Origin of the sequence: Rhizobium sp. CG5 (genome assembly GCF_023701945.1) — a bacterium.
GTDB lineage: Bacteria > Pseudomonadota > Alphaproteobacteria > Rhizobiales > Rhizobiaceae > Allorhizobium.
Genome location: NZ_JABAEF010000009.1, coordinates 1 through 22,981 on the forward strand (window position 1 = coordinate 1; position 22,981 = coordinate 22,981).

At 62.0% G+C, this 22,981-nt stretch carries 22 protein-coding genes; 13 read left to right on the forward strand and 9 right to left on the reverse strand.

Annotated features, from left to right (window positions below; all coding sequences use genetic code 11):
• Positions 1-175: 175 nt before the first annotated feature.
• Both HGO38_RS15735 and HGO38_RS15740 read right to left on the reverse strand, forming a co-directional pair.
• Positions 176-670: a tyrosine-type recombinase/integrase gene (locus HGO38_RS15735; protein ID WP_284739437.1), complete on the reverse strand. Its 495-nt coding sequence runs from the start codon at positions 668-670 to the stop codon at positions 176-178.
• 3 nt (positions 671-673) lie between these two features.
• Positions 674-1,759 (reverse strand): recombinase family protein, encoded by a 1,086-nt coding sequence (locus HGO38_RS15740; protein WP_250956853.1) that lies wholly within the window; start codon positions 1,757-1,759, stop codon positions 674-676.
• A 202-nt stretch (positions 1,760-1,961) separates the two neighbouring features.
• Here HGO38_RS15740 and HGO38_RS15745 point away from each other — a divergent pair, with 202 nt between their 5' ends.
• The 8 genes from HGO38_RS15745 to HGO38_RS15780 all read left to right on the forward strand — a co-directional run bounded on the left by HGO38_RS15745 (position 1,962) and on the right by HGO38_RS15780 (position 9,348).
• Entirely contained in the window at positions 1,962-2,099 is a 138-nt protein-coding gene (locus HGO38_RS15745; RefSeq protein ID WP_250956854.1) for a hypothetical protein, read from the forward strand.
• Positions 2,100-2,256: 157 nt separating this feature from the next.
• On the forward strand, positions 2,257-3,435 hold the full coding sequence (locus HGO38_RS15750) for a PfkB family carbohydrate kinase (protein WP_250956855.1): 1,179 nt from the start codon (positions 2,257-2,259) through the stop codon (positions 3,433-3,435).
• Positions 3,436-3,475: 40 nt separating this feature from the next.
• On the forward strand, positions 3,476-4,261 hold the full coding sequence (locus HGO38_RS15755; protein ID WP_250956856.1) for a glutamine amidotransferase: 786 nt from the start codon (positions 3,476-3,478) through the stop codon (positions 4,259-4,261).
• A 28-nt stretch (positions 4,262-4,289) separates the two neighbouring features.
• A complete protein-coding gene (locus HGO38_RS15760) occupies positions 4,290-5,063 on the forward strand; it encodes an ATP-binding cassette domain-containing protein (protein ID WP_250956857.1) in 774 nt (257 codons plus the stop codon).
• A gap of 30 nt (positions 5,064-5,093) precedes the next feature.
• The gene (locus HGO38_RS15765) at positions 5,094-6,080 is read left to right on the forward strand and encodes an autoinducer 2 ABC transporter substrate-binding protein (RefSeq protein WP_250956858.1); all 987 of its coding nucleotides are present in this window, start codon (positions 5,094-5,096) and stop codon (positions 6,078-6,080) included.
• An 18-nt stretch (positions 6,081-6,098) separates the two neighbouring features.
• Positions 6,099-7,076, forward strand: coding sequence for an ABC transporter permease (locus HGO38_RS15770; protein WP_250956859.1), 978 nt, complete (start codon positions 6,099-6,101; stop codon positions 7,074-7,076).
• Positions 7,073-8,029: an ABC transporter permease gene (locus HGO38_RS15775; RefSeq protein ID WP_250956860.1), complete on the forward strand. Its 957-nt coding sequence runs from the start codon at positions 7,073-7,075 to the stop codon at positions 8,027-8,029. Before HGO38_RS15770 ends, HGO38_RS15775 begins: the two co-directional genes overlap by 4 nt.
• A gap of 2 nt (positions 8,030-8,031) precedes the next feature.
• Complete coding sequence (locus tag HGO38_RS15780; protein ID WP_250956861.1) at positions 8,032-9,348, forward strand: M20 family metallopeptidase; 1,317 nt, start codon at positions 8,032-8,034, stop codon at positions 9,346-9,348.
• A 375-nt stretch (positions 9,349-9,723) separates the two neighbouring features.
• Here HGO38_RS15780 and HGO38_RS15785 read toward each other — a convergent pair whose 3' ends face one another.
• From HGO38_RS15785 to HGO38_RS15815, 7 genes are all read right to left on the reverse strand, one after another.
• The gene (locus tag HGO38_RS15785) at positions 9,724-10,356 is read right to left on the reverse strand and encodes a shikimate kinase (protein ID WP_352230491.1); all 633 of its coding nucleotides are present in this window, start codon (positions 10,354-10,356) and stop codon (positions 9,724-9,726) included.
• A gap of 12 nt (positions 10,357-10,368) precedes the next feature.
• Positions 10,369-11,433, reverse strand: a complete 1,065-nt coding sequence (locus HGO38_RS15790; RefSeq protein ID WP_284739438.1) for an LLM class flavin-dependent oxidoreductase — start codon at positions 11,431-11,433, stop codon at positions 10,369-10,371.
• Positions 11,430-12,440: a C-terminal binding protein gene (locus tag HGO38_RS15795; protein WP_250956862.1), complete on the reverse strand. Its 1,011-nt coding sequence runs from the start codon at positions 12,438-12,440 to the stop codon at positions 11,430-11,432. The genes HGO38_RS15790 and HGO38_RS15795 overlap by 4 nt, the downstream gene beginning before the upstream one ends.
• Before the next feature lie 20 nt (positions 12,441-12,460).
• Positions 12,461-13,363, reverse strand: a complete 903-nt coding sequence (locus HGO38_RS15800; protein WP_250956863.1) for an ABC transporter permease — start codon at positions 13,361-13,363, stop codon at positions 12,461-12,463.
• Positions 13,356-14,177, reverse strand: a complete 822-nt coding sequence (locus tag HGO38_RS15805) for an ABC transporter ATP-binding protein (RefSeq protein WP_250956864.1) — start codon at positions 14,175-14,177, stop codon at positions 13,356-13,358. The genes HGO38_RS15800 and HGO38_RS15805 overlap by 8 nt, the downstream gene beginning before the upstream one ends.
• Positions 14,178-14,211: 34 nt before the next feature.
• The gene (locus HGO38_RS15810; protein WP_250956865.1) at positions 14,212-15,309 is read right to left on the reverse strand and encodes an ABC transporter substrate-binding protein; all 1,098 of its coding nucleotides are present in this window, start codon (positions 15,307-15,309) and stop codon (positions 14,212-14,214) included.
• Positions 15,310-15,715: 406 nt separating this feature from the next.
• A complete protein-coding gene (locus tag HGO38_RS15815; protein ID WP_250956866.1) occupies positions 15,716-17,173 on the reverse strand; it encodes an FAD/NAD(P)-binding protein in 1,458 nt (485 codons plus the stop codon).
• 365 nt (positions 17,174-17,538) lie between these two features.
• Between HGO38_RS15815 and HGO38_RS15820 the strand changes: the two genes are divergently transcribed.
• From HGO38_RS15820 to ssuD, 5 genes are all read left to right on the forward strand, one after another.
• Positions 17,539-18,504 carry an aliphatic sulfonate ABC transporter substrate-binding protein gene (locus HGO38_RS15820; RefSeq protein ID WP_250956867.1) on the forward strand — a complete coding sequence of 322 codons (966 nt, stop codon included), beginning with the start codon at positions 17,539-17,541 and terminating at the stop codon, positions 18,502-18,504.
• 23 nt (positions 18,505-18,527) lie between these two features.
• The gene (locus HGO38_RS15825; protein ID WP_250956868.1) at positions 18,528-19,367 is read left to right on the forward strand and encodes an ABC transporter permease; all 840 of its coding nucleotides are present in this window, start codon (positions 18,528-18,530) and stop codon (positions 19,365-19,367) included.
• Between the two features lies 1 nt (position 19,368).
• On the forward strand, positions 19,369-20,127 hold the full coding sequence (locus tag HGO38_RS15830; RefSeq protein ID WP_250956869.1) for an ABC transporter ATP-binding protein: 759 nt from the start codon (positions 19,369-19,371) through the stop codon (positions 20,125-20,127).
• A gap of 182 nt (positions 20,128-20,309) precedes the next feature.
• Entirely contained in the window at positions 20,310-21,743 is a 1,434-nt protein-coding gene (locus tag HGO38_RS15835; RefSeq protein WP_250956870.1) for an FAD/NAD(P)-binding protein, read from the forward strand.
• A gap of 39 nt (positions 21,744-21,782) precedes the next feature.
• The gene (gene ssuD / locus HGO38_RS15840; RefSeq protein ID WP_250956871.1) at positions 21,783-22,952 is read left to right on the forward strand and encodes an FMNH2-dependent alkanesulfonate monooxygenase; all 1,170 of its coding nucleotides are present in this window, start codon (positions 21,783-21,785) and stop codon (positions 22,950-22,952) included.
• The last annotated feature ends 29 nt before the right edge of the window (positions 22,953-22,981 follow it).

Consider the following 22,981-nt stretch of genomic DNA (forward strand, 5'->3'; position numbering starts at 1 on the left):
TGCTTCAACCGCCTCAAACACTTTCGCCGTTTCGCCACGCGCTATGAACGAAGGACCATTCACTTCACAGGATTAATCCATCTCGCCGCAATCATGATCTGGAGTTGGTGAATGTCGATCGGTCCTACGCCGCGGCGGACGGAAAGATAGCGATCCAGCTCTTGAGACAGCGTGCTCATGCTGCACCTCCTGTGGTCGGCCACGGCTGAGCAATGGTGCGCAGACCCTCGACATCAAGCCTTGCGTAAATCATAGGGGTCGCACCGGAGCGATGGCGCAGCGTGTCGCTGATTTCCTCCAGAGAAGCGCCATTCCGAACCAGATTGGTCGCCAGACTGTGGCGCAAGATCTGGGCGCCGACATAGGGTGCCGGTGGCTTTAACCCCGTGTGTTCGTAGGCCTTGCGCAGGATCTGATTTAGAACTTGCGCATCCTTGAACGGGTGGTGCGGCGCTCGGTTGATTACAAACAGAGATCGAGACGTGGTCACCCGCTCAAGCTTGATGTATTCCGCCAGCGATTTTCCGACTTCGGGCAGCAGCGGCAATCTGTCGTGCCTGTCGCCTTTCCCACGGATGAGGATTTCGCCAGAGCGCCAGTCGATATCGTCGATCTGCATGGAGACGACCTCTTGAGGACGCAAAGCGAGGCGCGCCATCAACAGCACCATCGCTTAGTTGCGTAAGGTGGATGGTGCCGTGTCGCGCACCGCAGCCAGGATCATCTCAACCTGTTCGAGCGAGATATGACGTGGAAGCCGAGTTCCGAACCGCTGCGCCACACGCGGCACGGCGTTCGCCAGGTTTGTGGCTGTCTTCCCAGCCTTGAACAGGTAGCGGAAGAAGTTTCGCAGGTGGGACGGCACGGTCTTGTCGCGTGGTGCCTTTAGGACAACGCGCGCATGCAGGAACTGGGCGATGTCAGCGGCGGATATGTTCGCGAGGTCATCGGTCTCTTCAGGGAAGCGGAAGTCGAGGAACTGCCCCGCAAACCGCCAGCTATCGATGATCGTGCGTTCACTCAATCCCCGTTGACGGCGCAGATAGTCTTCATAGGCTGCCCGTAATTCCGGCCGCTGTGTGGCATTGAGACGGTTGGTTGCCCCGGAATGATACTGCGCTGCCACTTCCTCATCTCTTGCGCGAGCGGCCTTCCAGAGTTCGTCGCCAACGATGCGTATGGAAGGCACCTCTTTGACGATCCATTCGCTCCGGTCGTTGAGCCGAGCGGTCCTGCGCTCTGTGCCTGGGTTCTTCCGGCACTGCTGTTTGTTCCAGACGATACGTCCGATATAGCTCTCATTGTTGAGGATGCCGGTCCCGCGGCTCTTCCATCCGCGCACGGCCGTGTCACGCCAGGCAATGCCGTCGGGGCCCTCCAGTCCTTCGCTATTCAACAGGCTGGCAATATCCTGCCGCGACATGCCATCGGCATAGAGCCTGAAAATGCGTCGGATGATCTCTGCCTTGACGGGATCGATATCGCGCAATCCCCTGATCCGGTCACCATTCGCATCACGCTGCTGAGAAAGAACATAACCGTAAGACAGGCGCGTGGCTGCCTTGCCCTTCGTCACGGCTATCTTCATGCCCTCGCGTGTCCGGTAACGGATCTGTTCGACCAGTTCGTGGCTGAGTGCAGCACGCAGCGCCATCTCGAGATCCGTGACCGGCGTGCCGGCATGGACCGTCCAGATGTCGGCGCATATTTCGGTCGAGCCGGGATCGGTGAACGCCATCCCGGATGAGGCGCGCTGCACGGTCGATATCCGTCATCCCGATCCGGACAGGCTGAATGAACTCGAACAACTGGTTACGTCCACAATCGCGCGAGAGTCCGAACGACAGGGGTGTTCCATCTCGACTACACGCAGCTTCGACATGCCCCCCTGCACGTTTCCCGCCGATCTTCAGCAAGCCACAGAGAAGGCGGCGTAGGCGAGAGGCTTCAAAAGTACGCGGATGCTTTCAGGCGCTTTGCACGACGAGGCGGAATTCGTCGAACCCGAACATGTGGTCGCCGGCTGCCAGGTGCTTGCCCAGCTGCTGCGTTTCTCGCTGGCTGAACGGGCAATTGAACGTCCTATCAAATTGGATTGAAATATTTTCAATTCGGGTCTTTTGAAGTCAGGTGTTCTAATGAAAACGGATGTCCCGGATTATTCCGACGTGTAGTCCGAAAAATTGGAATAATGTTTCTTTGACGGCTGCCCAGTCCACCCATACGCTTTGAAGCGCTTCAATCGGCGGGGAAATGATGAAAAAAGGCCGTCCTACCATTACGGATGTTGCACGTACCGCCGGTGTTTCGGTCGGTACCGTGTCCAATTTCCTCAATGGGACAGTGCCGGTCAAAGCCCAAACCGCCGAGAAAATCCAGGCCACCATTCAGAAGCTCGCCTATCGGCCGAGCGTTTTCGCGCGTTCGCTGCCGATGATGTCGGCCCGCAAGGTCGCGGCTGCCGAGGGCAATCCGCGGCTTCTGGTCGTCGGTCATATCTGCGTCGATTATCTCTGCCGGGTGCAGGTTTTGCCCCATCGCGACGATCGGGTGGCGGCGAGCCACATCGACAAGGCGCTTGGTGGACCGGCCGCCAACCTGGCGGTTGCTGCCGCCGCCGTCGGGGCGCCCTACGGCTTGCAGATCGATCTCGCCACGGCCGTCGGCGATGATGCTGACAGCGAGTGGGCCATGGCCGAGCTTCTGGCGCACGGCGTCAACGTGCTGCCGATCCGCCGGCCGGGCAAGAACCGGCTGCCGCGGGCAATGGTGATCATCGAGGCCAATGGCGGCCGCACGATCATTCACGAGACCTTCGAGCTCAGCGACATCGATCTTACTGCCAACATGGATATCGCGCCCGGCCCGGTGCGGTCCTGCCTCCATATCGAAGGATTTCACTACGAGCGGATGATGCCGTCGATCGCGCGTTTTCATGAAGCCGGCTGGAATGTCAGCCTGCACACCGCCGGTCTGCCGGAAGGGTCGCGCAATCCGGAAGCTTTCGAACGCCTGATCGGACAGGTCGATCTCACTTTCATCAACGACGACACGCTGCGCGAAATCTACTCCATCCGCACGCCGCTCGCCTCGATGATCGAGGAAGCCACCCGGACGATCGCACGGGTGAAACGGCGCGGCGACGTGGTGCTGACGCTCGGTGAATTCGGTGCCGTCGTTTTCCGCAAAAGTGGCGGCCCACCGATCGAGGTGCCTGCACTGCCGGTCAGTCGGGTTGATGCGACGGGGGCGGGCGATGCGTTTGCCGGAATTTTCCTAAGCCTCTGGCTGCATGAACGGCCGCTGGTCGATGCCGCACGCCATGCGGCGGTCGGCGCAAGCCTCACCACCACGTCCGAAGGCGCGCAGGCCCGCACGGCGAACGCCCAGGAACTCGAAGCACTGCTTTCCGCCGTCGAGGCGAAGGCCGGGTAATTTTCTGAAACGACATGATCGAAAGCATAAGGAGACGGACATGGTGACGAAGGTTTTGCTGGTTGGGGAGAGCTGGGTCAGTTCGGCAACCCATTACAAGGGGTTCGACCAGTTCGGCAGCGTGACCTTCCATCTCGGTGCCGAGCCACTGGTTGCCGCATTGCAGGGCGACGAGTTCGATATCACCTATATGACGGCGCATGACTGCGTCGAAAAATTCCCCTTCGCGCTCGAAGGCCTGTCCGAATACCAGGTCATCCTGCTTTCCGACATCGGGGCGAATTCGCTGCAGCTGCCGCCGGCCGTCTGGCTGCATGGCAAGCCGGTTCCCAATCGCCTGAAGATCATCCGCGAATGGACGAAGGCCGGCGGCGGGCTCGTCATGGCAGGGGGCTATTTCTCCTTCCAGGGCATCGACGGCAAGGCGCGCTGGCGGCGCACGCCGGTGGAAGAGGCTCTGCCCGTCACCTGCCTTCCCTATGACGACCGGGTGGAAGTTCCGGACGGTTTCCATGCCGTCGTGACCGGGCCGAAGACCCATCCGATCCTCGAAGGCCTCGACGGCGAATGGCCGTTGCTTCTCGGTGCCAACGAGGTCGTCGCCAGGGAAGGCGATGGCGTCGAGGTGTTGGCTACGCTTCCGGAAGAGGAAGGTGGTCATCCGCTGCTCGTCACCGGCAGCTACGGCCAGGGCCGCACCGTCGCCTGGACCTCGGATATCGGACCGCACTGGGTGCCGCACGAATTCGTCGCTTGGGCAGGATACGCGACGATCTGGAAGAACATTTTTCGCTGGGCTGCCAACACAGCCGGCACGCCCAAGTGAACCTGCCGCAAACGCAAAGGACAGCACGATGACCGTTCCATTCCTGCGCGCAACCGGGATCACCAAACGCTTCGGCGCGCTCACCGCGCTGAAGGGTGTCGATCTCGAGATCAATGGCGGCGAAGTTCTGGCCCTTCTCGGCGACAACGGCGCCGGAAAGTCCACCTTCATCAAGATCCTCGCCGGCGCGCATCCCCAGAGCGACGGCGAATTGCTGGTCGAAGGCCAGCCCGTGCAGTTTGCCTCGCCAAAGGATGCGGCAAGCTCCGGCATCGCGACGATCTTTCAGGAACTCGCCTTATCGGAGAACCTGTCGATCTCGGAGAACGTGTTTCTCGGGCGTGAGCTGAAGCGCTCGGTGCTGGGCGTTCCGTTTCTGAAGCGCAAGGCGATGCGCGAAAAGGTGGACGGCCTGCTGTACGAACTCGATGCCCATATTTCCGATCCGGAAGCGCCTGTCGGCAGTCTTTCGGGCGGTCAGCGGCAGGCGGTCGCGATCTGTCGGGCGCTCAATCTCAATGCCCGGCTCGTCATCATGGACGAACCGACGGCGGCGCTTGCCGTCGCCGAAACCCGCAAAGTGCTGCAGCTTACCCGCAAGCTTGCCGAACGCGGCTGCGCGGTCGTGCTGATCAGCCACAACATTGCCGATGTGTTCGAGGTCGCCGACCGCATGGTCGTCTTCCGCCGTGGCCGAAAGGTCGCCGAGCGGCGGAAGGAAGAGACCAATCCCGAAGAAATCGTCTCCCTCATCACAGGCGCTCATCCCGACGTGCGGGCGCTTGAACAAAACAATCAATAAAGCGCGTCACTTGCTCCAGAGAGGCTCCCTATGTTTCCGAAAATCAAGACAGTTCTAATCATATCCGCATTGACGCTGGCGCTTGGCTCTTCCGCCTTCGCGCAGGACAAGCCGAAGGTTGCCTTCGTGCCCCAGCTGATCGGCATCCCCTACTTCAACGCCATGGAGGCCGGCGGCAAGCGCGCGGCACAAGATCTCGGCGTCGACTTCATCTATTCCGGCCCGGTCGACACCAACCCTGTCGACCAGCTGCAGATCGTCCAGAACCTGATCGATCAGGGCGTCAACGCCGTATCGGTCAGCGTGCTCGACGCATCCGCCATCGCACCGGTCGTCGAAGCCGCCAAGGCGAAGGGCGTCAAGCTCTTCACCAGCGACAGCGATGCGCCCGATAGCGGTCGTGCCGTCTATGTCGCGCAGGCGACCGACGAGGGCCTCGGCACCACGATCATCGACGAACTGGTCAAGCGCGTTGGCGAAGATGCCAAGATCGGCATCGTCTCGGGCGAGGCGACGGCCTCCAACCTTAATGCCTGGATCGGCTTCATGCAGAAGCAGGCCAAGGAGAAGTATCCGAAGCTGACGCTGCTTGAGCCCCAATATGCCGGCGGCACGGCCCAGCGTGCTGCCCAGATCGCCGGCGACCTGATGACCGCGAACCCGGATATCAAGGGCATCATCGCGGTGGCCTCCTCGACATGCCCGGGCGTCGCCCAGGCGATCGAGACGGCCGGCAAGATCGGCACCGTCGTCGGCACCGGTTATTGCAGCCCGAACACCGCCCGCTCCTATATCAAGAGCGGCTCCTTCGGCTTCTCGGTGCTCTGGGATCCGGCGCAGCTCGGCTACCTGACGGTCTGGGCCGGCAAGCAGCTGATCGACGGCAAGCCTTTCGCTGCTGAAAACACCGTGAAGGGCTTCACCTCGCCGGTCACTTACAATGCCGATAGCGGCATTCTGCTGCTCGGTCCTCCAGCCGTCTTTACCGCCGACAATGTCGACAAGTTCGACTTCTAAGGGCGGGTAAAGTCTGTGATGCGACAGTCGAGTCCACGACTTCTCGCCATCGGCGGACGTGAATGGGCGCTGCTTGGCGCGGTCATTCTCGCCACGATCGTCTTTTCTGTCGCGTCACCCTATTTCGCGACGGCAGGCAATGCCACGACAATCGCCCGCAACAGCACCGAGCTGATGCTGGCCGGTCTCGGCATGACCCTGCTGCTCGCCATGGGCAGTATCGATGTCTCGATCGGCATCCTGATGGGACTTGCTGCCATCGCCGTCGCCCACGCCCTGCTGGCGTCGGTTGCGCCGGCGCTGGCTTTGCTTGTCGGCCCGGTGACCGGTGCGGTTATAGGCCTCCTTACGGCGCTGGTTGTCGTGCTCGGCCGGGTGCCGGCGATCGTCGGTACGCTCGGCCTCCTCGGCGTCTATCGCATGGGAGTTTTCGCACTTCTCGGCGGGCAATGGCTTTCCGGCCTGCCCACCGGTCTCACCCAGCTCCTGTCCAGCACCGTGCTCGGCATTCCCATGTCTATCTTTGCGATTGGGTTGGCCTATCTGGCGGTGTGGTTGGCGCTTCGCCGCACGCCTTACGGTCCGCATCTGCTTTCGATCGGAAATTCGGAGGAGAAAGCGCGGCTATCCGGCGTGCCGGTAACCAAAGTCCGAATCGCCACTTTCATCATCAGCGGTGCCCTGACCGGCCTTGCGGCAAGCTTCTACGTCGCAAGCTATCGCAATGTCGAGATGGCGATCGGCAGCACCCTGGCGCTCGATGCGATCGCCGCCGTCGTGCTTGGCGGTACCAGCATCATGGGCGGGCGCTGCAGCCTTCTCGGCACGGCACTCGGGGTGATCCTCCTGCGCATCCTGCAGAACGGCTTGCTGCTGATGGGCGTGCCGTCGCTCTGGCAACCTGTCGTGACCGGTGCGCTGCTGATCGGTGTGCTCGCGCTCGAACTGCCGGCGTCGCGCATGGGTGAATTCAAGGCAAGGTGGATGCAGCGATGAAAAGCCTTCTGAAACGATCCGGTTCCAGCCGCATCCTGCTTCTGCTCGCCGTGCTGTGGATCGCCGTTATCCTGCTGTTCGCGGCGCTCAGGCCGACGATGTTCAGCGCCTCGACGGTCACAACCGTCCTGCAATTCTCGACCATCCTCGCGCTGGTCTCGCTCGGCCAGTGCCTCGTCATCCTGGCCGGAGGGGCCGGTATCGACCTTTCGGTCGGCGGCACCGTGTCGCTGTCGGTGGTTCTGGCCATGCTCGCTGTGAAGGCCGGCATGCCGCCCGCGTTGCTGCCGGTCGCCTGCGTCGTGGCGGGCACGCTGCTTGGACTGTTCAACGGCATTCTGGTCACACGGCTCAAGATACTCCCGTTGATCGCGACGCTCGGCACGCTGTTCGTCTATTCGGGCATGGCGCTGGCGCTGACCGGCGGCGGCGCGCAATCGGGCGTGCCGACCTGGCTACTGCCCTGGGGCCGGGGAATGATCTTGTCGTTGCCCATGCCGTTTGTAACTCTGGTCGTGCCGGTCTTCGTCATCGCCGCGGTGCTGCTTCTCTACAGCGCCTGGGGCCGCTGGCTTTTCGCCATGGGCTTCAACGAGCGCTCGGCACGCCTTGTCGGCATTCCCGTCGATCGCGCCCGGCTTCTCGTCTACGGCCTCAGCGGCCTGCTCGCCGGCCTGGCGGGGCTGGTGTCGCTCGCCTGGCTCGGAAGTGCCAGGCCAAATATCGGGCAGAACCTGGAGCTTGAATCGCTCACCGCGGTGATGCTCGGGGGAGTCGCCATAACCGGCGGTATCGGCGGGGTGGGGGGGGTGATCGCTGCCGTCACCCTGCTCGTCACCCTGAAGACCGGGCTCCTGCAGCTCAACGTCAACACCGTCTGGCAGGTCGGTATCGTCGGCGCGCTGCTGATCGCCGTCCTGCTCATCGAACGTCTTTCAAAACGCTGGAGTTAAGCATGCCATCCATCGAAGAACAGATCGCAGACCGCGTCGAGGCGGTGCAGGAGCGAATCGTCCAGACGCTGAGCGATCTCGTCGCCTTCCCGTCGATCGTCAAGTCGAACCCGAAGGAAGCCGGTCCAGGCGAACGCGATTGCCAGCTCTATCTGCAGAAGCGGCTGGAAGCCCTCGGTTTCACCACCGACCTATGGGATCCGGATGGCCCGGCGCTCTATGCCAAGTATGAAGGTCGCCCCGGTGCCAACAAGGGCCGCACCTTCGAGGGGCGTCCCAATCTCGGCGGCACCCTGAAGGGCACCGGCGACGGCCGCTCGATCATGCTAACCGGCCATATCGACGTGGTACCGCCAGGCGCTGCCGAACACTGGACGACCGATCCCTTCGTGCCGGTGCTGAAGGACGGCTTCCTGCATGGCCGCGGTACCGTAGACATGAAGGGCGGTGTCGCCTGCATGCTGATGGCGGTCGAAATTCTCAAGGAGATGGGCGTCGAACTGAAGGGCGATGTCGTCTTCACCACCGTGGTGGACGAGGAAATCGGCGGCATGGGTTCGCTCGCCATGGTCGATCGCGGCTTCAAGGCCGATGCCGGCATCATGACGGAGCCGACCGCCAACCGCATCGCGCCGCTCTGCCATGGCATCCTCTGGGGTAAAATCATCATCGACGGGATCGGCGGCCATGCCGAGCTGACGCCGAATGCCTGGTACACCAGCGGGCCGGTCGACGCCGTGCAGCTTTGCCGCCAGATGCTCGACGGCATCGACATCCTCAACCGTCGCTGGATGTTCGACCCGAAGAAGAACCATCCGCTTATGGATCTGCCCAACCAGATCATTGTCACCCAGATGACTGCAGGCGAGCATCCGTCCTCAATGGCCGGCCGCGCCGAGATCATCATCGACGCACAGTATCTGCCGAGCGAGAAGGACGAGTTCGCCCTCGGCGGTCATGTGAAGCGCGAGATCGAGGAACACGTCCGCAACGTCTGCCAGGCGGATCCCTATCTGCGCGAGCATCCCGCCCGCGTCGAATGGATTCTCGATGCCGATTGCGCCGAGATTCCTGCCGATAGCCCGTTCGTGTCGATCTTCCAGCAGGCGGTGGAGACGGCCAACCTGTCGCCGAAGCTCTCCGGCTTCGGCGCCCATAGCGACATCGGTCTACCGACCGGTCTCGGCAACACGCCGACCGTGAATTTCGGACCCGGCGATCCAGCGCAGGCGCACCAGCCGAACGAGCGAGTCTCGGTTCGCGACCTCGTCGACTGCACGAAGGCGATCGCTCTGGCGGTGCACAAGTGGTGCTACTAGATTGAAAAAGTGAGGGAGGTCGCCAAGAACGGGTGACGCGTTTTTGGGCCAATTAGTGTTAAACAATGAAGGGGTCGAAGGTTCGACTCCCTTCAAGGCAAACTAAGGCTTCGGCTGCAGTGCAGGCTCGGACAAATCTCTGCTAATGCAGGGGGAAACGTTTGCGTGTTGTCACGCTACCGGTCGCAGACCGGGGCGAAGTGTTCGTAGCCCTTGGAGTTTCGCCCGGCGATACGAGACGCCGACCAAATGCCTGATGCCGACCGCATCTAGACTCTGGCTCAAAGCTGTCGGGATGATGTGCCGCATGACCGTCAGCAACGATCGCGCAGGCTGTATGGAGGCAGCGCTATCCGAGATCGACCCGCACCTTGTTCATGAAATACTATCTTGCGGGCCGGATTGCGGTACGGGGTAAATTTTCAAATAGGACATCAGAGCCTGCATCGTTTTTGCCGCGACCATTTCGCGCGGGCCGTTATCGGACACCACCGTCACGTCGGCCAGAGCATAAGTTGGGTAACGGTCATCGATCAATTTGCGCAGGGCGCATTCGGGATCGGGCGTTTGCAACAGCGGCCGGTTGGCATGCCGGCGCACGCGGCGGATCAACACGTCGAAATCGGCTTTCAGCCATATCGACACCCCCTGCTCTGAAATCTGCGCGCGGGTCTCGGCATTCATGAAGGCGCCGCCACCGGTTGCCACAACTTTCGGCCCTTCGGCCAGGAGCCTCGCAAGCACCCGGCGCTCGTCGTCGCGAAAATAGGCCTCGCCGTGCCGGGCGAAGATGTGCGGGATCGTCGTGCGGTGCGCGGCTTCGATTTCGGCATCGGCGTCGGCAAAATCAAGCCCTAGCCGCGCAGCGAACAGCCGGCCGACCGAGGTCTTGCCCGAGCCCATCATGCCGATGAGCACAATGCAGCGTCCACCGAGGGCGGCGAGCAGGGCCGCCTCCTGCTGAGAATTCAAAGACACGTTCATGGCGCCCGCTACCAATTTCTTCAACGCTTGCCTTCCTCATTCCATAAGCGGCAGCAACTCGCTGCCCTGGCGCTCGAGTTCTCCCAAATAGGGCGTGTCCGACAGTATGAAATGGGTGATGCCGAGTGCCTCGTACTTGCGCAGTGCGCGGGCAACCTCTTCGGCCGAGCCGACCAGCCAGGTCGTTCCTGCACCACCGCCACCGTACTTGCCGGGCGCTGTATAAAGGTTATCATCCAGAACGTCGCCCTGGCGGCTCAAATCCAGAAGGCGCCGCTGGCCGACTGCCACGCCATGGCGATGATCCTGCCAACTGCCGGCCGATCCCTCGGCCATCCTGGCGACCTTCGCTTCCGCATCCGCCCAGGCCTGTTGCGACGTACCGCGAACGAGCGTCGTGATCCTCAGGCCGAATTCCAGGGGCGGCAGATCACGATCAAGCGTTGCGCTGAGGGCCTTCAACCGCTCGATGCGCTCGCGCACACCCTCCAGCGGCTCGCCCCAGAAGAGTTGCACGTCGGCTTCGGTGGCGGCAACACGCTCGGCGGCTTCCGAGGCTCCGCCGAAATACAGCCGGGGATGGCGGCGGTCGCCGATCTGGGCGAGGCGCGGCTGCACCGTGGAGCCGGCCACCTGAAAATGCTCGCCGGCGAAGGTCACGTTCTCTTCCGTCCAAAGTCGGCGGACGAGCCGCATGAACTCCCTGGTGCGGGCATAGCGCTGCGTCTGATCGCCTTCCTTGTCGCCATAGGCGGCGAGCTCGTCAGGACCGGACACGACATTGACACGCACGCGGCCGTTGCTCAGATGGTCAAGCGTTGCGGCGGCGGCGGCGAAATTCGCCGGTTTCCAGTAGCCGGGCCGCACCGCGATCAAAGGCTCGAACGTCGTCGTGCGGGCGACCAGCGCGGTTGCGACCGTGAATGTATCGGGCCGCCCCCACCCGGTGCCGATCAAGGCGCCCTTCCAGCCATGGGTTTCCATGGCTTTCGCCTGGGCCGTCAGCGTATCGAGGCTATTGTGATCGGGATCGGCCACATCGCCTCGGTGACCCGATTGGGTGTCGTTGGGAATGTACCAGAGAAAATCCGAACCCATCATGATTCATCCGTGATTTGATTGCGCAGCCTGCCCTCATCCAGCAGAATTCTGACCGTCTTCGCCGCATTCCGGCGCATTTCGATGGCCGCGTGGTCGGAGTAGAAGGCATTGTGCGGCGTGATCACCAGCCGTCCTGCGAGCCAATCCTCGCGGTTGCGCCACGCCGTCAACAAGGAATGGTCGCCGGGCGGTTCCTGGATCAGCGTGTCGATGGCGGCGGCGGCGATATGGCCGCTGCGCAGGGACTGCTCCAAAGCGTCGAGATCGGGGATCAACTCGCCGCGGGCCGTGTTGACGATAATGGACCCCGGCTTGAGCCGAGCAAGGCCGTCAGCATTCAGGATGCCGCGCGTCACAGCGTTTGCCGGGCAATGGAGTGTGACGATATCGGCTTGAGAGAAGAGTTCATCCAGCCGTTCGGGGCGTTCGTAGCCAATCGCCTTCTCATGTCCCGGCGGCTGTCCTGGGTCATAGCCGAGAATGCGGAAGCCAAAGGGCTTGAGCCGGTTCACGACGGCCGTTCCGATCCGGCCGACGCCGACGACCCCGACTGTCGCCCGGTTGGAACGGGCAAGGGGCTTCAGGCTATGGACCTGCCATCCCGCGGCATGTCCCCTGGATCGGTGATCGTGCTCCCAGAGGCGCCGGTGCAGGCTCAGGATCATGGCAAGCGCGTGATCGGCGACCTCTTCGGTGCCGTAGTCCGGATTGTTGGCAAAGGGAATGCCTGCAGCGGCAAGCGCCGCAAGGTCTATCTTCTCGTAACCGACGCCATAGCGCACGACGCCCTTGCAGCGCGTGAGATGCGCGATGGTTGGCGCCTGCAGCCGAGCGCCCCAGACCATCAGGGCATCGAGCCTTGCCAGACGATCGGGGGTGAGGGCGGATGCGTCGGTGCTGGCGAAGAAGTCGATCTCGACGTCTGGCCCGAGCACGTCCGCTTCGAGATCCGGCTTTCCGATCATGTGGTCGGTGATCCCGACCACATATTTCTGTCCTGCTGTCATTCTTGCCTGTCCTTATGACGCTAGCGCGTCATTCCCCATTTGATCACTGTCCGCTTCTCAAGCTGACGGAACAGGACGTTTTCGACCAGAAGACCGAACAGGATCACCGTGATCAGTCCGGCGAAGACCCGGTCTGTGTAGAGCTCATTGCGGTTCTGGAAGATGTACCAGCCCAGCCCGCCGCGACCGGAAGAGGCGCCAAACACAAGCTCGGCGGCGATCAGCGTGCGCCAGGCGAAGGCCCAGCCGATCTTTAGGCCGGCGATGATGGAGGGCAGGGCGGCCGGCACGAGGATCAAGAGGACGTAACGCAGGCCGCGCAGGCCATAGTTGCGGCCGGCCATGCGGAGCGTTTCCGGCACCCCGGTGAAGCCGGTATACATGTTGAGCGCCAAGGGCCAGAGCACCGAATGGATCAGCACGAAGACCAGGCTCCCCTGTCCCAGCCCGAACCACAAGAGCGCCAGTGGCAGCAAGGCAATCGGCGGCAGGGGATTGAGCATGGAGGTCAGGGTGGACAGCAGATCGCGGCCGACCTGGGTGGATACCGCCAGTGATGTCAGAACGAATGCCAGGACGACGCCAGCCACATAGCCCTTGATCAACACCTCGAGCGAGTTCAGAGCCCGGCTCGGGATGAGACCGTTCAGGGTGTCCTCCGCAAGGGCCTTTATGGCGGCGCTGAACGGCGGCAGAAGCAGTTCATTGCCTTGAAGTCGCGCCGCGATTTCCCAGATCAGAGCCAGACAGACCAGGATCACGCACTTGCGCAGCCAGGCACGCTGCCAGAGGCGCTGGTAGAACGGCAGAACCGTCAGGATGGTTGCTCCCGCCAAAGGCTCGAGCGGCAGTTCGTATTCCGGCCGGACGGGCGGGACCGGTCGAGTTGGCGTTTGTGTGCCCGTGATCAAAACGTCACTCATCGACCGCTCCCCCAACCGCATCCGCATCTTCGAAGAGAAGCCGGTGAATACGGTTTGCCGCTGCTTGGAATTGCGGGCTTCCGCCGCTTTTGAGATCCCATTCATGGCTGTTGATTTCAGCCCGCATGCGCCCGGGGTGCGGTGAGAGAAGCGCAATACGATTGCCAACCACCAGCGCCTCCTCGATCGAATGGGTGACGAACAGCAGGGTGAAACGCGCGTCTTCCCAAAGGGCCAGCAGTTCCTCCTGCATCTTACGGCGGGTGAGCGCATCGAGTGCTGCGAAGGGTTCATCCATCAGCAGCACGCGCGGCTCCATGGCGAGCGCCCGGGCGATCGCGACGCGCTGTTTCATGCCGCCGGACAGCGCGTTCGGATAAGCATCGGCGAAGCGGCTGAGACCGACCTTGTCGATATAGTGATCGGCACGCTCCAGGGCTTCCTTCCGATTGAGCCGCCCCGACACGCGCACGGGAAATGCCACATTCTCGCGCACCGTCTTCCAGGGCGGCAATTGATCGAATTCCTGGAAGACGACGATGCGATCCGGTCCTGGGCCATGGACCGGGTGCCCATCCAGCAGGATCTGCCCTTCCCGGGGCGCGATAAAACCGCCGACCGCCTTCAGCAAGGTCGACTTGCCGCAGCCGGAGGCCCCCAGCAGAATGAAGCGATCGGCCTCCCAGACATCGAAACTGACATTCTGGGTGGCACGAACGATCCGCCCGGCGGAGTGATATTCGAGCGTGATCCCCTGCACGGACAGCAGCGGCGGGGCAGGCGCAATATCGCCGTGCCGGACGGGCGCAGTCATGGCATCTACCTTCATTTCCATCAAGCGTGACGGGTCAGGACCGGATTGCCGCAGCAGTCCGGTCCTGACCGTGAACGTTCAAGAAGGGCGCTAAACCGCCGTTCTCGCCATGCGCCTCGGTGAAGAAGTAGTCCTTCCAGGAACTCGCCTCGTTTTTCAGCACACCGAGTTTGTGAAGCTCCCTTGCGTAGACAAAGGTGTTCTGCGGCACGATGGTGAAATCGTTTTCAGGGTCGTTGATGATCTCCAGGATCAGGGCCGGCGAAAGCTTTGACTTCTGCTGGCGGATAAAGGTGTCAGCGGCCTTTTCCTTATTGGCGTTGATCCAGTTCGCCGCTTCCTGCAATGCGGCGTAGAAGGCCGCGTAGGTCTTCGGATTCTCGTCGTGGAAAGCAGCGCTGGTATAGAGGACGTTGAAGGTTGCCGGTCCGCCCAGAATGTCATAGGAGCTGATGACCTTGTGCACCGCCTTGTTGCCCTGCAGCGCCTGATAGTAGAACGGTGCCGAGGAAAAATGCGAATTCACTTCAGTCCCACCTGATATCAGCGCCGCGGTCGCGTCAGGATGCGGCAGGCTGATGGAGATCTGGTCGAGCTTCTGGAAGTTTTCCTGACCAAAAAGCTTGGCGGCTTCGATCTGCAGCGTGCGCGACTGGAAGCCGACGCCGGCGGCAGGCACCGCGATGCGATCCTTGTCCGAGAAATCCTTAAGCGTGTGAACGTCCGGGTTGGTCGTCAGAAGATAGTTCGGCAGGGAGCCGAGCGCCGCAACCAGCTTCACGTCCTGTTTGCCCTTGGTGCGGTCCCAAAGGGTCAGCGCCGGGGGCACGCCTGCGGAGACGATGTCGAGATTGTTAGCGAGAAGCGCCTCGTTCATCGCGGTGGCACCGGAGATGCTGGCCCATTCGACAGCGATGTCAACGCCTGCCTCCTTGCCATGCTTTTCGATAAGTGCCTGGTCGCGAACAACATCCAGGATAAGGTAGGCGATGCCGAACTGCTGCGCGATCCGGATCTTTCCTTCCGCCGCGGCAGGCCCTGCGAGCAGGGTGGCGAGCACACCAAATGTGACACCAACTGCAAGATGACGCTTCAGACGAGCGGTGAATGTCGAACGGTATGGTGACGTCATGAAAATTCCTGTCTGAATGAAAAGAAACGGATGTTTCTTTGCGCGGGAGTGAAGGGCATCATCGCTGAGTGCCGCAAGCAGTTCGTCAGACAGAGTAAGCATGATAACAAAATCTATCAATTATATTGCATTCTCTTTTCGCGTTCGAAACGAGTGCAAATTTGCGCCACTTGGCCCAAGAGCCAAAAAATTAGCCTGCTGTGATAATCAGGGACCGTCCATCGACGCGGCGTAGCGGCGCTGTTCGGAGGTGGGCGAACCGCTACCAGTGGTCAGCAACGGCTGTCTCAGCGGAGCTGTCACTTTTCTCGCGGGGGCAGGCATTGGCCCTTGAAGGAGGCCGACAGATAGCTTTCGACAATCACAGTCGTCAAAGACGGATTGCGTCCGACAAAAAAGATGTTGGTCAGGCGTGACGGCGCCGGGGCAGGCCTTGCAGCAGGCGCGCGGAAATTCCGGCAACAAGCTGTTCGGCTTGGGCCGCGATCTCGGGCACGCCCGTCAGTTCGCCGAAGGTGCCGCGGGCCAAGGGACCGGCGATCAGCAGGGTCTCGATCGGGTGACCATCCAGACCGATGGCACGACTGTCGCCGTCGCAGGCGATGCCGAGGCCATGTTTGTCTCTCTGGATGCAGCCGGACCGTTCCAGTTCCGCCAGATAGGGTTGCCGGGTGACGACCGAAGCGTGGTCAGGCCCGGTGGCAACGACGACCCATTCGAAGTCGTGCCGTTCGACGACGCCTTCCGTCTTGACGATAAGATCGACACTGACAGTCTTTGCGCTGCGCTCCACCCGACAGATGCGGCCGGGGCGCATGAGCACGCGACCATCCCTTAGACCCTGATCGACTATGGTCGCGACCTGCGGCGGCATGCGGTAGCGATGGGTCTCGTAGCGACGGCGCAGATGACGCAGGAAGCGCTTCTGCTCGACAGGAGGCAGGTTTTGCCAGATCGTCTGGCCCTGCTGGCGAAGGGCGTCGAAAACGCTCTGCCATGGCAGACCCCGGCTCTGCGCCTCGGCCAGTGCTCTGCGCACCTGACGCAACAGGGCCAGCGCCGTGTGACAAGGCTTTGAGACGAAATCGCCGTGGGGTCCCAGTGTGCCGGCGGCCTGTTCCTGCGGCATCAGACCAGAGCGCGAAAAGGCAACGATCTTGCCCTCATGCCCGCGATGGCGCAGCGAGGTGATGATGTCGAGCGCGGTCAGGCCGGCGCCGATGACGAACACACGGTCCTGATCGCGGATGGCGTCGAGTGCGTTGGGTTGCGACGGGTCGGAAATGAACCTTGGATGTCCGTTCAGGGCGTAGGCGATGGGGCCCGGCGCCTTGGGTTTGGGATGGCTTGTGGCAATGATCACGACATCTGCCATGACTCTCGTGCCACCATCGCCGGTCACGCGCCAGCCGCTGCCGCTGCGCACCACGGTCTCGACCCGCTCGCGCACATGGCGGACCAGTCCGCCCTCGATGACAGGCTGCATGCGTTCGGCCATGAAGCGGGCAAAATCGGAACGGCGAGCATAGATCGCCCCATCGGCCGCGGTCGCATCGGGGTCTGCCGCCAGAGTGCCGCTGTCGTGCAGCCAGCGCAGGAAGGCATCGGGCTCGTCGGGAATGGCGCGCATGCGGGCGGCGGATACGTTGAGCCTTAGTGCAGAATCGTTCGTGTCATAGGCGAGACCCGAGCCCAGTTTGCCGCGCGGTTCAAAGACCACGATGTCATGCTCTTCGCAGTGACCGCCGATCGCCAGAAGGCGGGCGATCGTGGCGCCCGTATAACCGCCGCCGATGATGGCGACCCTGCACGGGCTTGCTTGCGGGATCAATCGTCTCTCCAGAGGGGTGGCAATTCTCAGCATGTCGTTCTCCTTTCGGTTCAACGAAGGCACGTCTTGAACAGGCACAGGCTTATTGTCTACAATTTATATAGAGTTTAAACGGTCCTGTCTACAGAGGTGGTCTGGCGCATTTTCGGTCCGGCTCAGCGGGGCTACGAGACCAGAGCCGCAGCGGTTCCGCTCGGGGTAGAGAGGCGATGGCTCGAAGATTGTCGGTGGACCCAGCCGCTATTTCGGACATCCGTCAAAACGGCACGCGACATAATGCATCCCACTGCCGCGTGGCCGGCGGTGCTTTATTCCTTAGACAGCGCCAAAATTGGAATGCGGTGCGCATACTTTGTCTATATTAATTGTAGATTTGATCATCATCATAGGAGGCTACCATGAAATCTATCCTTCGTTTGGCTCTTGGCGCGGCCTTGGCCATCGGGCTCTCGGGCGTCGCCAGGGCGGCGGATCTCTCGGAAATCCGCATTGACTGGGCGACCTATAATCCGGTCAGCCTCATTCTGAAGAATGACGGCATTCTGGAGAAGGATCTCGAAAAGGATGGCATCAAGGTCACCTGGGTGCAGTCGGCTGGCTCCAACAAGGCGCTGGAATACCTGAATGCCGGATCCCTCGACTTCGGTTCGACGGCGGGTGCTGCCGCCTTGATCGGCCGCATCAACGGTAATCCGATCAAGTCGGTCTATGTCTATTCCCGTCCGGAATGGACGGCGCTGGTCACACGCAAGGATACCGGGATTACCAAGGTCGAGGAGCTTAAGGGCAAGTCGATCGCCGTGACCCGCGGAACCGATCCCCATATCTTTCTGGTGCGCGCCCTGGCCGATGCCGGGCTGACGGAAAAGGACGTCAAGCTGGTCTTGCTGCAGCATGCCGATGGCAAACTGGCCCTTCAGCGCGGCGACGTGGATGCCTGGGCTGGGCTCGACCCGATCATGGCATCCGCGGAGGTGGAGAACGGCGACGTGCTGTTCCATCGCAATCCGGCCAACAACAGCTGGGGCATCCTCAATGTCCGCGAGGAATTTGCCAAGGAGCATCCCGACGTCGTCAAGATCGTCATCGGTGCCTATGAAAAGGCGCGCGCCAAGGCGCTGGCCGAGCCGGATCAGTTGAAGGCGGCCCTTGTGGCGGCGACCAAGCTGCCGGACGCGGTCATTGCCCGACAGCTGGAGCGCACCGACCTGACGCATTCGCGGATCGGCGATGCCCAGCGCGAAACGATCCAGGCCGCCGGCCTGGCACTGCAGGCCGCAGGCGTCGTCAAGCCGGACGTGGATGTCAAGGCCACGGTCGGTGACCTGATCGATCCGAGCTTCAGCGCCTCTATCGGCCAGTAAGCACGCAAGGGGAGACCGCGGATATGGCCGTCCTGGATCAGGCGCTATCCAAGCCAACCACGGTGGGTACAGAGGAGGGCCGGCGGCGCCGGTCCTCGCTTGGCGCTCATCCGGCCGTCGGGTTCGTCGTGCCCACTGCCATTCTGCTGCTGTGGGAAGCGCTCATTCAATTCGGTGTCGTCGGCGGCCGTTTGATGCCGCCGCCGTCCCGGATTGCGGCCACGGTCTATGAGCTTGCGGCCAGCGGCGATCTGTCCACCCATGTCGGCGTCACGCTTTGGCGGGTCACGGTGGGCTTCTTCCTGGGGTCTGTCGCCGGCACCGTCTTGGGCGCACTGACGGGTTACTCACAGACTATTTCGCGCTTTCTGGATCCCGGTCTCCAAGCGCTGCGGGCGATCCCGTCGATTGCCTGGGTGCCGCTTTTCATTCTGTGGTTCGGCATTTTCGAGGTATCAAAGATCGCCCTGATCGGCGTCGGCGTGTTCTTCCCGGTCTATCTCGGCGTTTCGGGCGCGGTTGCGGGTGTGGACAGACGGATCGTGGAAGTGGGGCGGGTGTTTCGACTTTCCGGGCCTCATCTGGTCTGGCGAATTCTGCTTCCGTCGGTGCTGCCCGGATATGTGCTGGCGCTGCGATCCGGACTGGGGCTGGGCTGGATGTTTGTCGTCGCCGCGGAATTCATGGGGGCGTCGGAGGGCTTGGGCTATCTGCTTGTCGATGGTCAGCAGCTTGGCAAGCCGGACCAGATCATGGCCGCCATCCTGATCTTCGCCGTGGTGGGCAAGGCCACCGATACGCTGCTGATCCTTGCGACGGCACCGTTCCTGCGATGGCAGGATAATCATGGCCGGAGAGCGTGAGATGCTAGAAATCCAGAAGCTCAGCAAGGTCTATCCCAATGGAACCCACGCCCTCGACAACTTCTCGCTGAATGTCGCAGAAGGCGAGATCGTCGCGATCATCGGCGGTTCGGGTTGCGGCAAAAGCACTCTGCTTCGGCTGCTGGCAGGTCTCGAAACGCCGTCGCGCGGCCAGATCAGGCTCGACAGCGCGGTGCTCCATGAGCCGAATGCGCTGGTCAATATCGTCTTTCAGGAGCCGCGTCTGTTTCCCTGGTTATCGGTCGCGGACAATATCGGTTTCGGGCTTCGGCAGCTGCCGGCGTCAGAGCGGGCGGAGCAGGTCTCGACGGCGCTGAACAAGGTCGGACTTGCCCAGTATGGCGGACGCTGGATCAAGGAGCTGTCGGGTGGGCAGGCCCAGCGCGTGGCATTGGCGCGCGCCCTGGTGACCAAGCCGGCTTTGCTGCTGCTGGACGAGCCTTTCTCGGCGCTCGACGCGCTGACGCGGGCAGATCTCCAGGATCATCTGGTCGATCTCTGGGCCGACAACGGCACCACAATGCTGCTTGTCACCCATGATATCGAAGAGGCAGCCGTGCTGGCCGACCGGGTGGTCGTCATGCGTCCCTGGCCCGGTCGTATTCTCGACGAGGTGCGCATCGGTGTGCCGCGCAAACGAGATCGCCGGTCTCGCGCCCTCGAAGACGTCAAGCGACAGCTCGGTGGCCTTCTGGAGCAGTCCCTGCAGGACGTGAAAACACGAGCGACCTTGGCCTGATATTGTGGGGAAAGGCGTGCCGGATCGGCTTCGGTTCAGTTTTGTTTGCGCGCCGCAATCCATGGACTAACGTTCCGCTTCGACAACGCACAATAAAATATTAATTTGGTAGATTATATTGATTTCAATAGGCTTACGGTCGACACTGCCACTGTAAAGTTGTTGGATTTCTGGAGCCCCGCATGCCGTCAACAAGATCTTTGCCCGTGATCGCCATTGTCGGAGGCGGTTTCAGCGGTGCGGCGCTGGCGCTGCATATCGCACGCTCGATGCGGTTGGGCCAGGAAGTCCGGATTGTTGTTTTCGAGCCGCGTGATAAGCTTGGGGCGGGTCTTGCCTATAGCACTGTTGAGCCTTCTCATCGCATCAATGTGCCCGCCGGCAAGATGAGCCTTTATCCCGATGATCCCGAGAGCTTTGCCCACTATCTGGAGCAGACGGAGGCGCTGGCCGGTGATCGGCAGGCGTATGATGCCCAGGGTCTCGCCTATCCGCAAAGATCGGTCTTCGGGGATTATGTCGGTGCGGAATTGGCCCCCCATGTCTCGTCGGGTGCCATTGAGCACCGACGCGCCACCGTCACCAGGATCGAGCGTTCCGGTTCTCGCTGGAGGCTGCAGGACGCGGCTGGCGCCTTTCTGACCGCCGATGCAGTTGTTCTTGCCGTCAGCCATCCGGCACCCGCGTTACCAGCGGCCCTGGAGCCTATCCGCCATCACCCGAAACTGGTGGTCGATGTCACCAAGCCTGGTGCGCTCGACGTGATCGGGGCAGGGGACCGGGTTCTCGTGGTGGGCAATGGTCTGACCTCGGCCGATGTGGTCGCCGCCCTGCACGGTCGTGGCCATGTCGGGTCGATCGTCTCGATTTCCAGGCGTGGCCTGCGGTCTCGGGGGCACGTTTCCCAGGTGCAGGAACCGTTCGGCGATTTCTCATCCCAGCCGAGCCACACTGCGTCGCACTTACTGGGCCGGATCCGGTTGACGCTGAAGGCGGCCGCCGCCCAGGGGCTGAGCTGGCATGCGGTTCTCGATGCCGTTCGCAGCCAGGGCCATGAGATCTGGCAGCATCTGCCGGTGGGGGAACGGCGCCGGCTGGCCCGATGGGTGCGGCCCTATTGGGACGTTCACCGATTTCGCATCGCGCCCCAGGTCGAGGCGGTGCTGGACACGGCGATTGCGACCGGCCGGCTGGACGTCCGCGCGGCATCGGTCAGGGCAGCCGCGGTCAGCGGCTCCGACATCGTGGTGACTTTCCGTGGACGATACCAGCAGGTGCCAGCCCCGCAGGCATTCGATGCCGTGGTGGTCACCACCGGCCCGGCCCATGGCGACGTGCTGTCGTCACAGCCGTTTCTGGCCGCGATGAGGGAGGCCGGGCTGCTGAGCGCCTGCCCGACAGGGCTCGGAATTGCCTGCGACTTGCATGCTGTCGCGCTTGGCGCTGACGGACAGCCGAACCCCGGTTTGTACGTGGTGGGTCCGCTTGCCCGTGGCACGTTCGGCGAACTGATGGGCCTGCCGCAGGTCACGGAGCATGCCGTTTTCGTGGCGGCTCAGGCGCAAACATTCCTATCGCACCATGCGGCGTCGCTGACCCTCGACAGGGCGAGTTGACGCCGCGCTTCGACCCAAGCTTGATAAAAGGAGACTGCCATGAGCAGCAAAGACAATCCGCTTGATTTCCTCTGGTTTATCCCGTCTTCGGGGGATGGGTCCTATCTGGGATCAGACGATCTGGCCCGGCCTTCCGACCCCGGCTATTTTCGCGAAATTGCCCAGGCGGTCGACCGGCTCGGCTATTCGGGCGTGCTGATACCCACCGGCGTCGCCTGCGAGGAATCCTTCATCCTGGCCGCCCATCTGGCTGCCTTTACCGAGAAACTGAAATTCCTGGTGGCGATCCGGCCCGGAACGGCGTCGCCGGCCTATTATGCGCGGCTGGCGTCGACCCTGGACCGGGTGTCCCAGGGCCGGCTGCTGCTCAACATCGTCGTCGGCGGCAGCGCCCAGGAACTGGCGGGGGATGGCATATTCCTGCCGCATGACGAACGCTACGACCATGCCGACGAGTTTTTCCAGGTGTTCAACCAGTTGATCGAGACAGGCAAGGCCCATCTCGACGGCAAATATATCCAAGCGCATCATGCTCAACTCGGTCTTCCCCCCGTGCAGACACCACGCCCGCCGATCTATTTCGGCGGGTCGTCCGATGCGGCGATCGATTTTTCCGGCGGTATCATCGACAAGTACCTGACCTGGGGCGAGCCGCCGGAGCAGGTGGGTGAGAAGATCGCCAAGGTCCGCAAGGCCGCCGCCGCTCACGGCCGGGAGGTGACGTTCGGCATCCGTCTCCACTTCATCGTCCGCGAAACCGACGACGAGGCCTGGGAGGCGGCAGATCGCCTGATCTCCAAATTGTCGGACGAGACCATCGCCGCGGCACAGGACGGCTTTGCCAAAAACTCCGATTCGGTCGGTCAGGCCCGCATGCTGGCTTTGCACAATGGTCGCCGCGACAAGCTGGAAGTCTCACCCAACCTTTGGGCGGGCATCGGGCTGGTGCGCTCGGGCGCAGGCACTGCCCTTGTCGGATCTCCCAAAACGATTGCCGCGCGGCTGAAGGAATATCAGGACCTCGGAATTGATACCGTCATTGCGTCAGGCTATCCGCATCTGGAAGAAGCCTACCGCGTCTCGGAACTGCTGTTTCCGGAAATCGGCCTTGGCGGACCCCGCAACCAGATCCGCTCGTCCTTCGGCGAAAAGCAGGTGTTCGGCGGCGGCGGACATGGGGGCAATCTCAAGGTCGTATCTGGCTCTTAACGGCTGCGTCTGGCAGCCCGCATGATCTG

What these genes read in the sequence shown, in the direction of transcription:
- HGO38_RS15735 (WP_284739437.1), bottom strand. Translation starts at nt 670, where the DNA reads ATGGTGCTGTTGATGGCGCGCCTCGCTTTGCGTCCTCAAGAGGTCGTC.
- HGO38_RS15745 (WP_250956854.1), top strand. Translation starts at nt 1,962, where the DNA reads ATGCTTTCAGGCGCTTTGCACGACGAGGCGGAATTCGTCGAACCCGAA.
- HGO38_RS15750 (WP_250956855.1), top strand. Translation starts at nt 2,257, where the DNA reads ATGAAAAAAGGCCGTCCTACCATTACGGATGTTGCACGTACCGCCGGT.
- HGO38_RS15755 (WP_250956856.1), top strand. Translation starts at nt 3,476, where the DNA reads ATGGTGACGAAGGTTTTGCTGGTTGGGGAGAGCTGGGTCAGTTCGGCA.
- HGO38_RS15760 (WP_250956857.1), top strand. Translation starts at nt 4,290, where the DNA reads ATGACCGTTCCATTCCTGCGCGCAACCGGGATCACCAAACGCTTCGGC.
- HGO38_RS15765 (WP_250956858.1), top strand. Translation starts at nt 5,094, where the DNA reads ATGTTTCCGAAAATCAAGACAGTTCTAATCATATCCGCATTGACGCTG.
- HGO38_RS15770 (WP_250956859.1), top strand. Translation starts at nt 6,099, where the DNA reads ATGCGACAGTCGAGTCCACGACTTCTCGCCATCGGCGGACGTGAATGG.
- HGO38_RS15775 (WP_250956860.1), top strand. Translation starts at nt 7,073, where the DNA reads ATGAAAAGCCTTCTGAAACGATCCGGTTCCAGCCGCATCCTGCTTCTG.
- HGO38_RS15780 (WP_250956861.1), top strand. Translation starts at nt 8,032, where the DNA reads ATGCCATCCATCGAAGAACAGATCGCAGACCGCGTCGAGGCGGTGCAG.
- HGO38_RS15790 (WP_284739438.1), bottom strand. Translation starts at nt 11,433, where the DNA reads ATGATGGGTTCGGATTTTCTCTGGTACATTCCCAACGACACCCAATCG.
- HGO38_RS15795 (WP_250956862.1), bottom strand. Translation starts at nt 12,440, where the DNA reads ATGACAGCAGGACAGAAATATGTGGTCGGGATCACCGACCACATGATC.
- HGO38_RS15800 (WP_250956863.1), bottom strand. Translation starts at nt 13,363, where the DNA reads ATGAGTGACGTTTTGATCACGGGCACACAAACGCCAACTCGACCGGTC.
- HGO38_RS15805 (WP_250956864.1), bottom strand. Translation starts at nt 14,177, where the DNA reads ATGACTGCGCCCGTCCGGCACGGCGATATTGCGCCTGCCCCGCCGCTG.
- HGO38_RS15810 (WP_250956865.1), bottom strand. Translation starts at nt 15,309, where the DNA reads ATGACGTCACCATACCGTTCGACATTCACCGCTCGTCTGAAGCGTCAT.
- HGO38_RS15815 (WP_250956866.1), bottom strand. Translation starts at nt 17,173, where the DNA reads ATGCTGAGAATTGCCACCCCTCTGGAGAGACGATTGATCCCGCAAGCA.
- HGO38_RS15820 (WP_250956867.1), top strand. Translation starts at nt 17,539, where the DNA reads ATGAAATCTATCCTTCGTTTGGCTCTTGGCGCGGCCTTGGCCATCGGG.
- HGO38_RS15825 (WP_250956868.1), top strand. Translation starts at nt 18,528, where the DNA reads ATGGCCGTCCTGGATCAGGCGCTATCCAAGCCAACCACGGTGGGTACA.
- HGO38_RS15830 (WP_250956869.1), top strand. Translation starts at nt 19,369, where the DNA reads ATGCTAGAAATCCAGAAGCTCAGCAAGGTCTATCCCAATGGAACCCAC.
- HGO38_RS15835 (WP_250956870.1), top strand. Translation starts at nt 20,310, where the DNA reads ATGCCGTCAACAAGATCTTTGCCCGTGATCGCCATTGTCGGAGGCGGT.
- ssuD (WP_250956871.1), top strand. Translation starts at nt 21,783, where the DNA reads ATGAGCAGCAAAGACAATCCGCTTGATTTCCTCTGGTTTATCCCGTCT.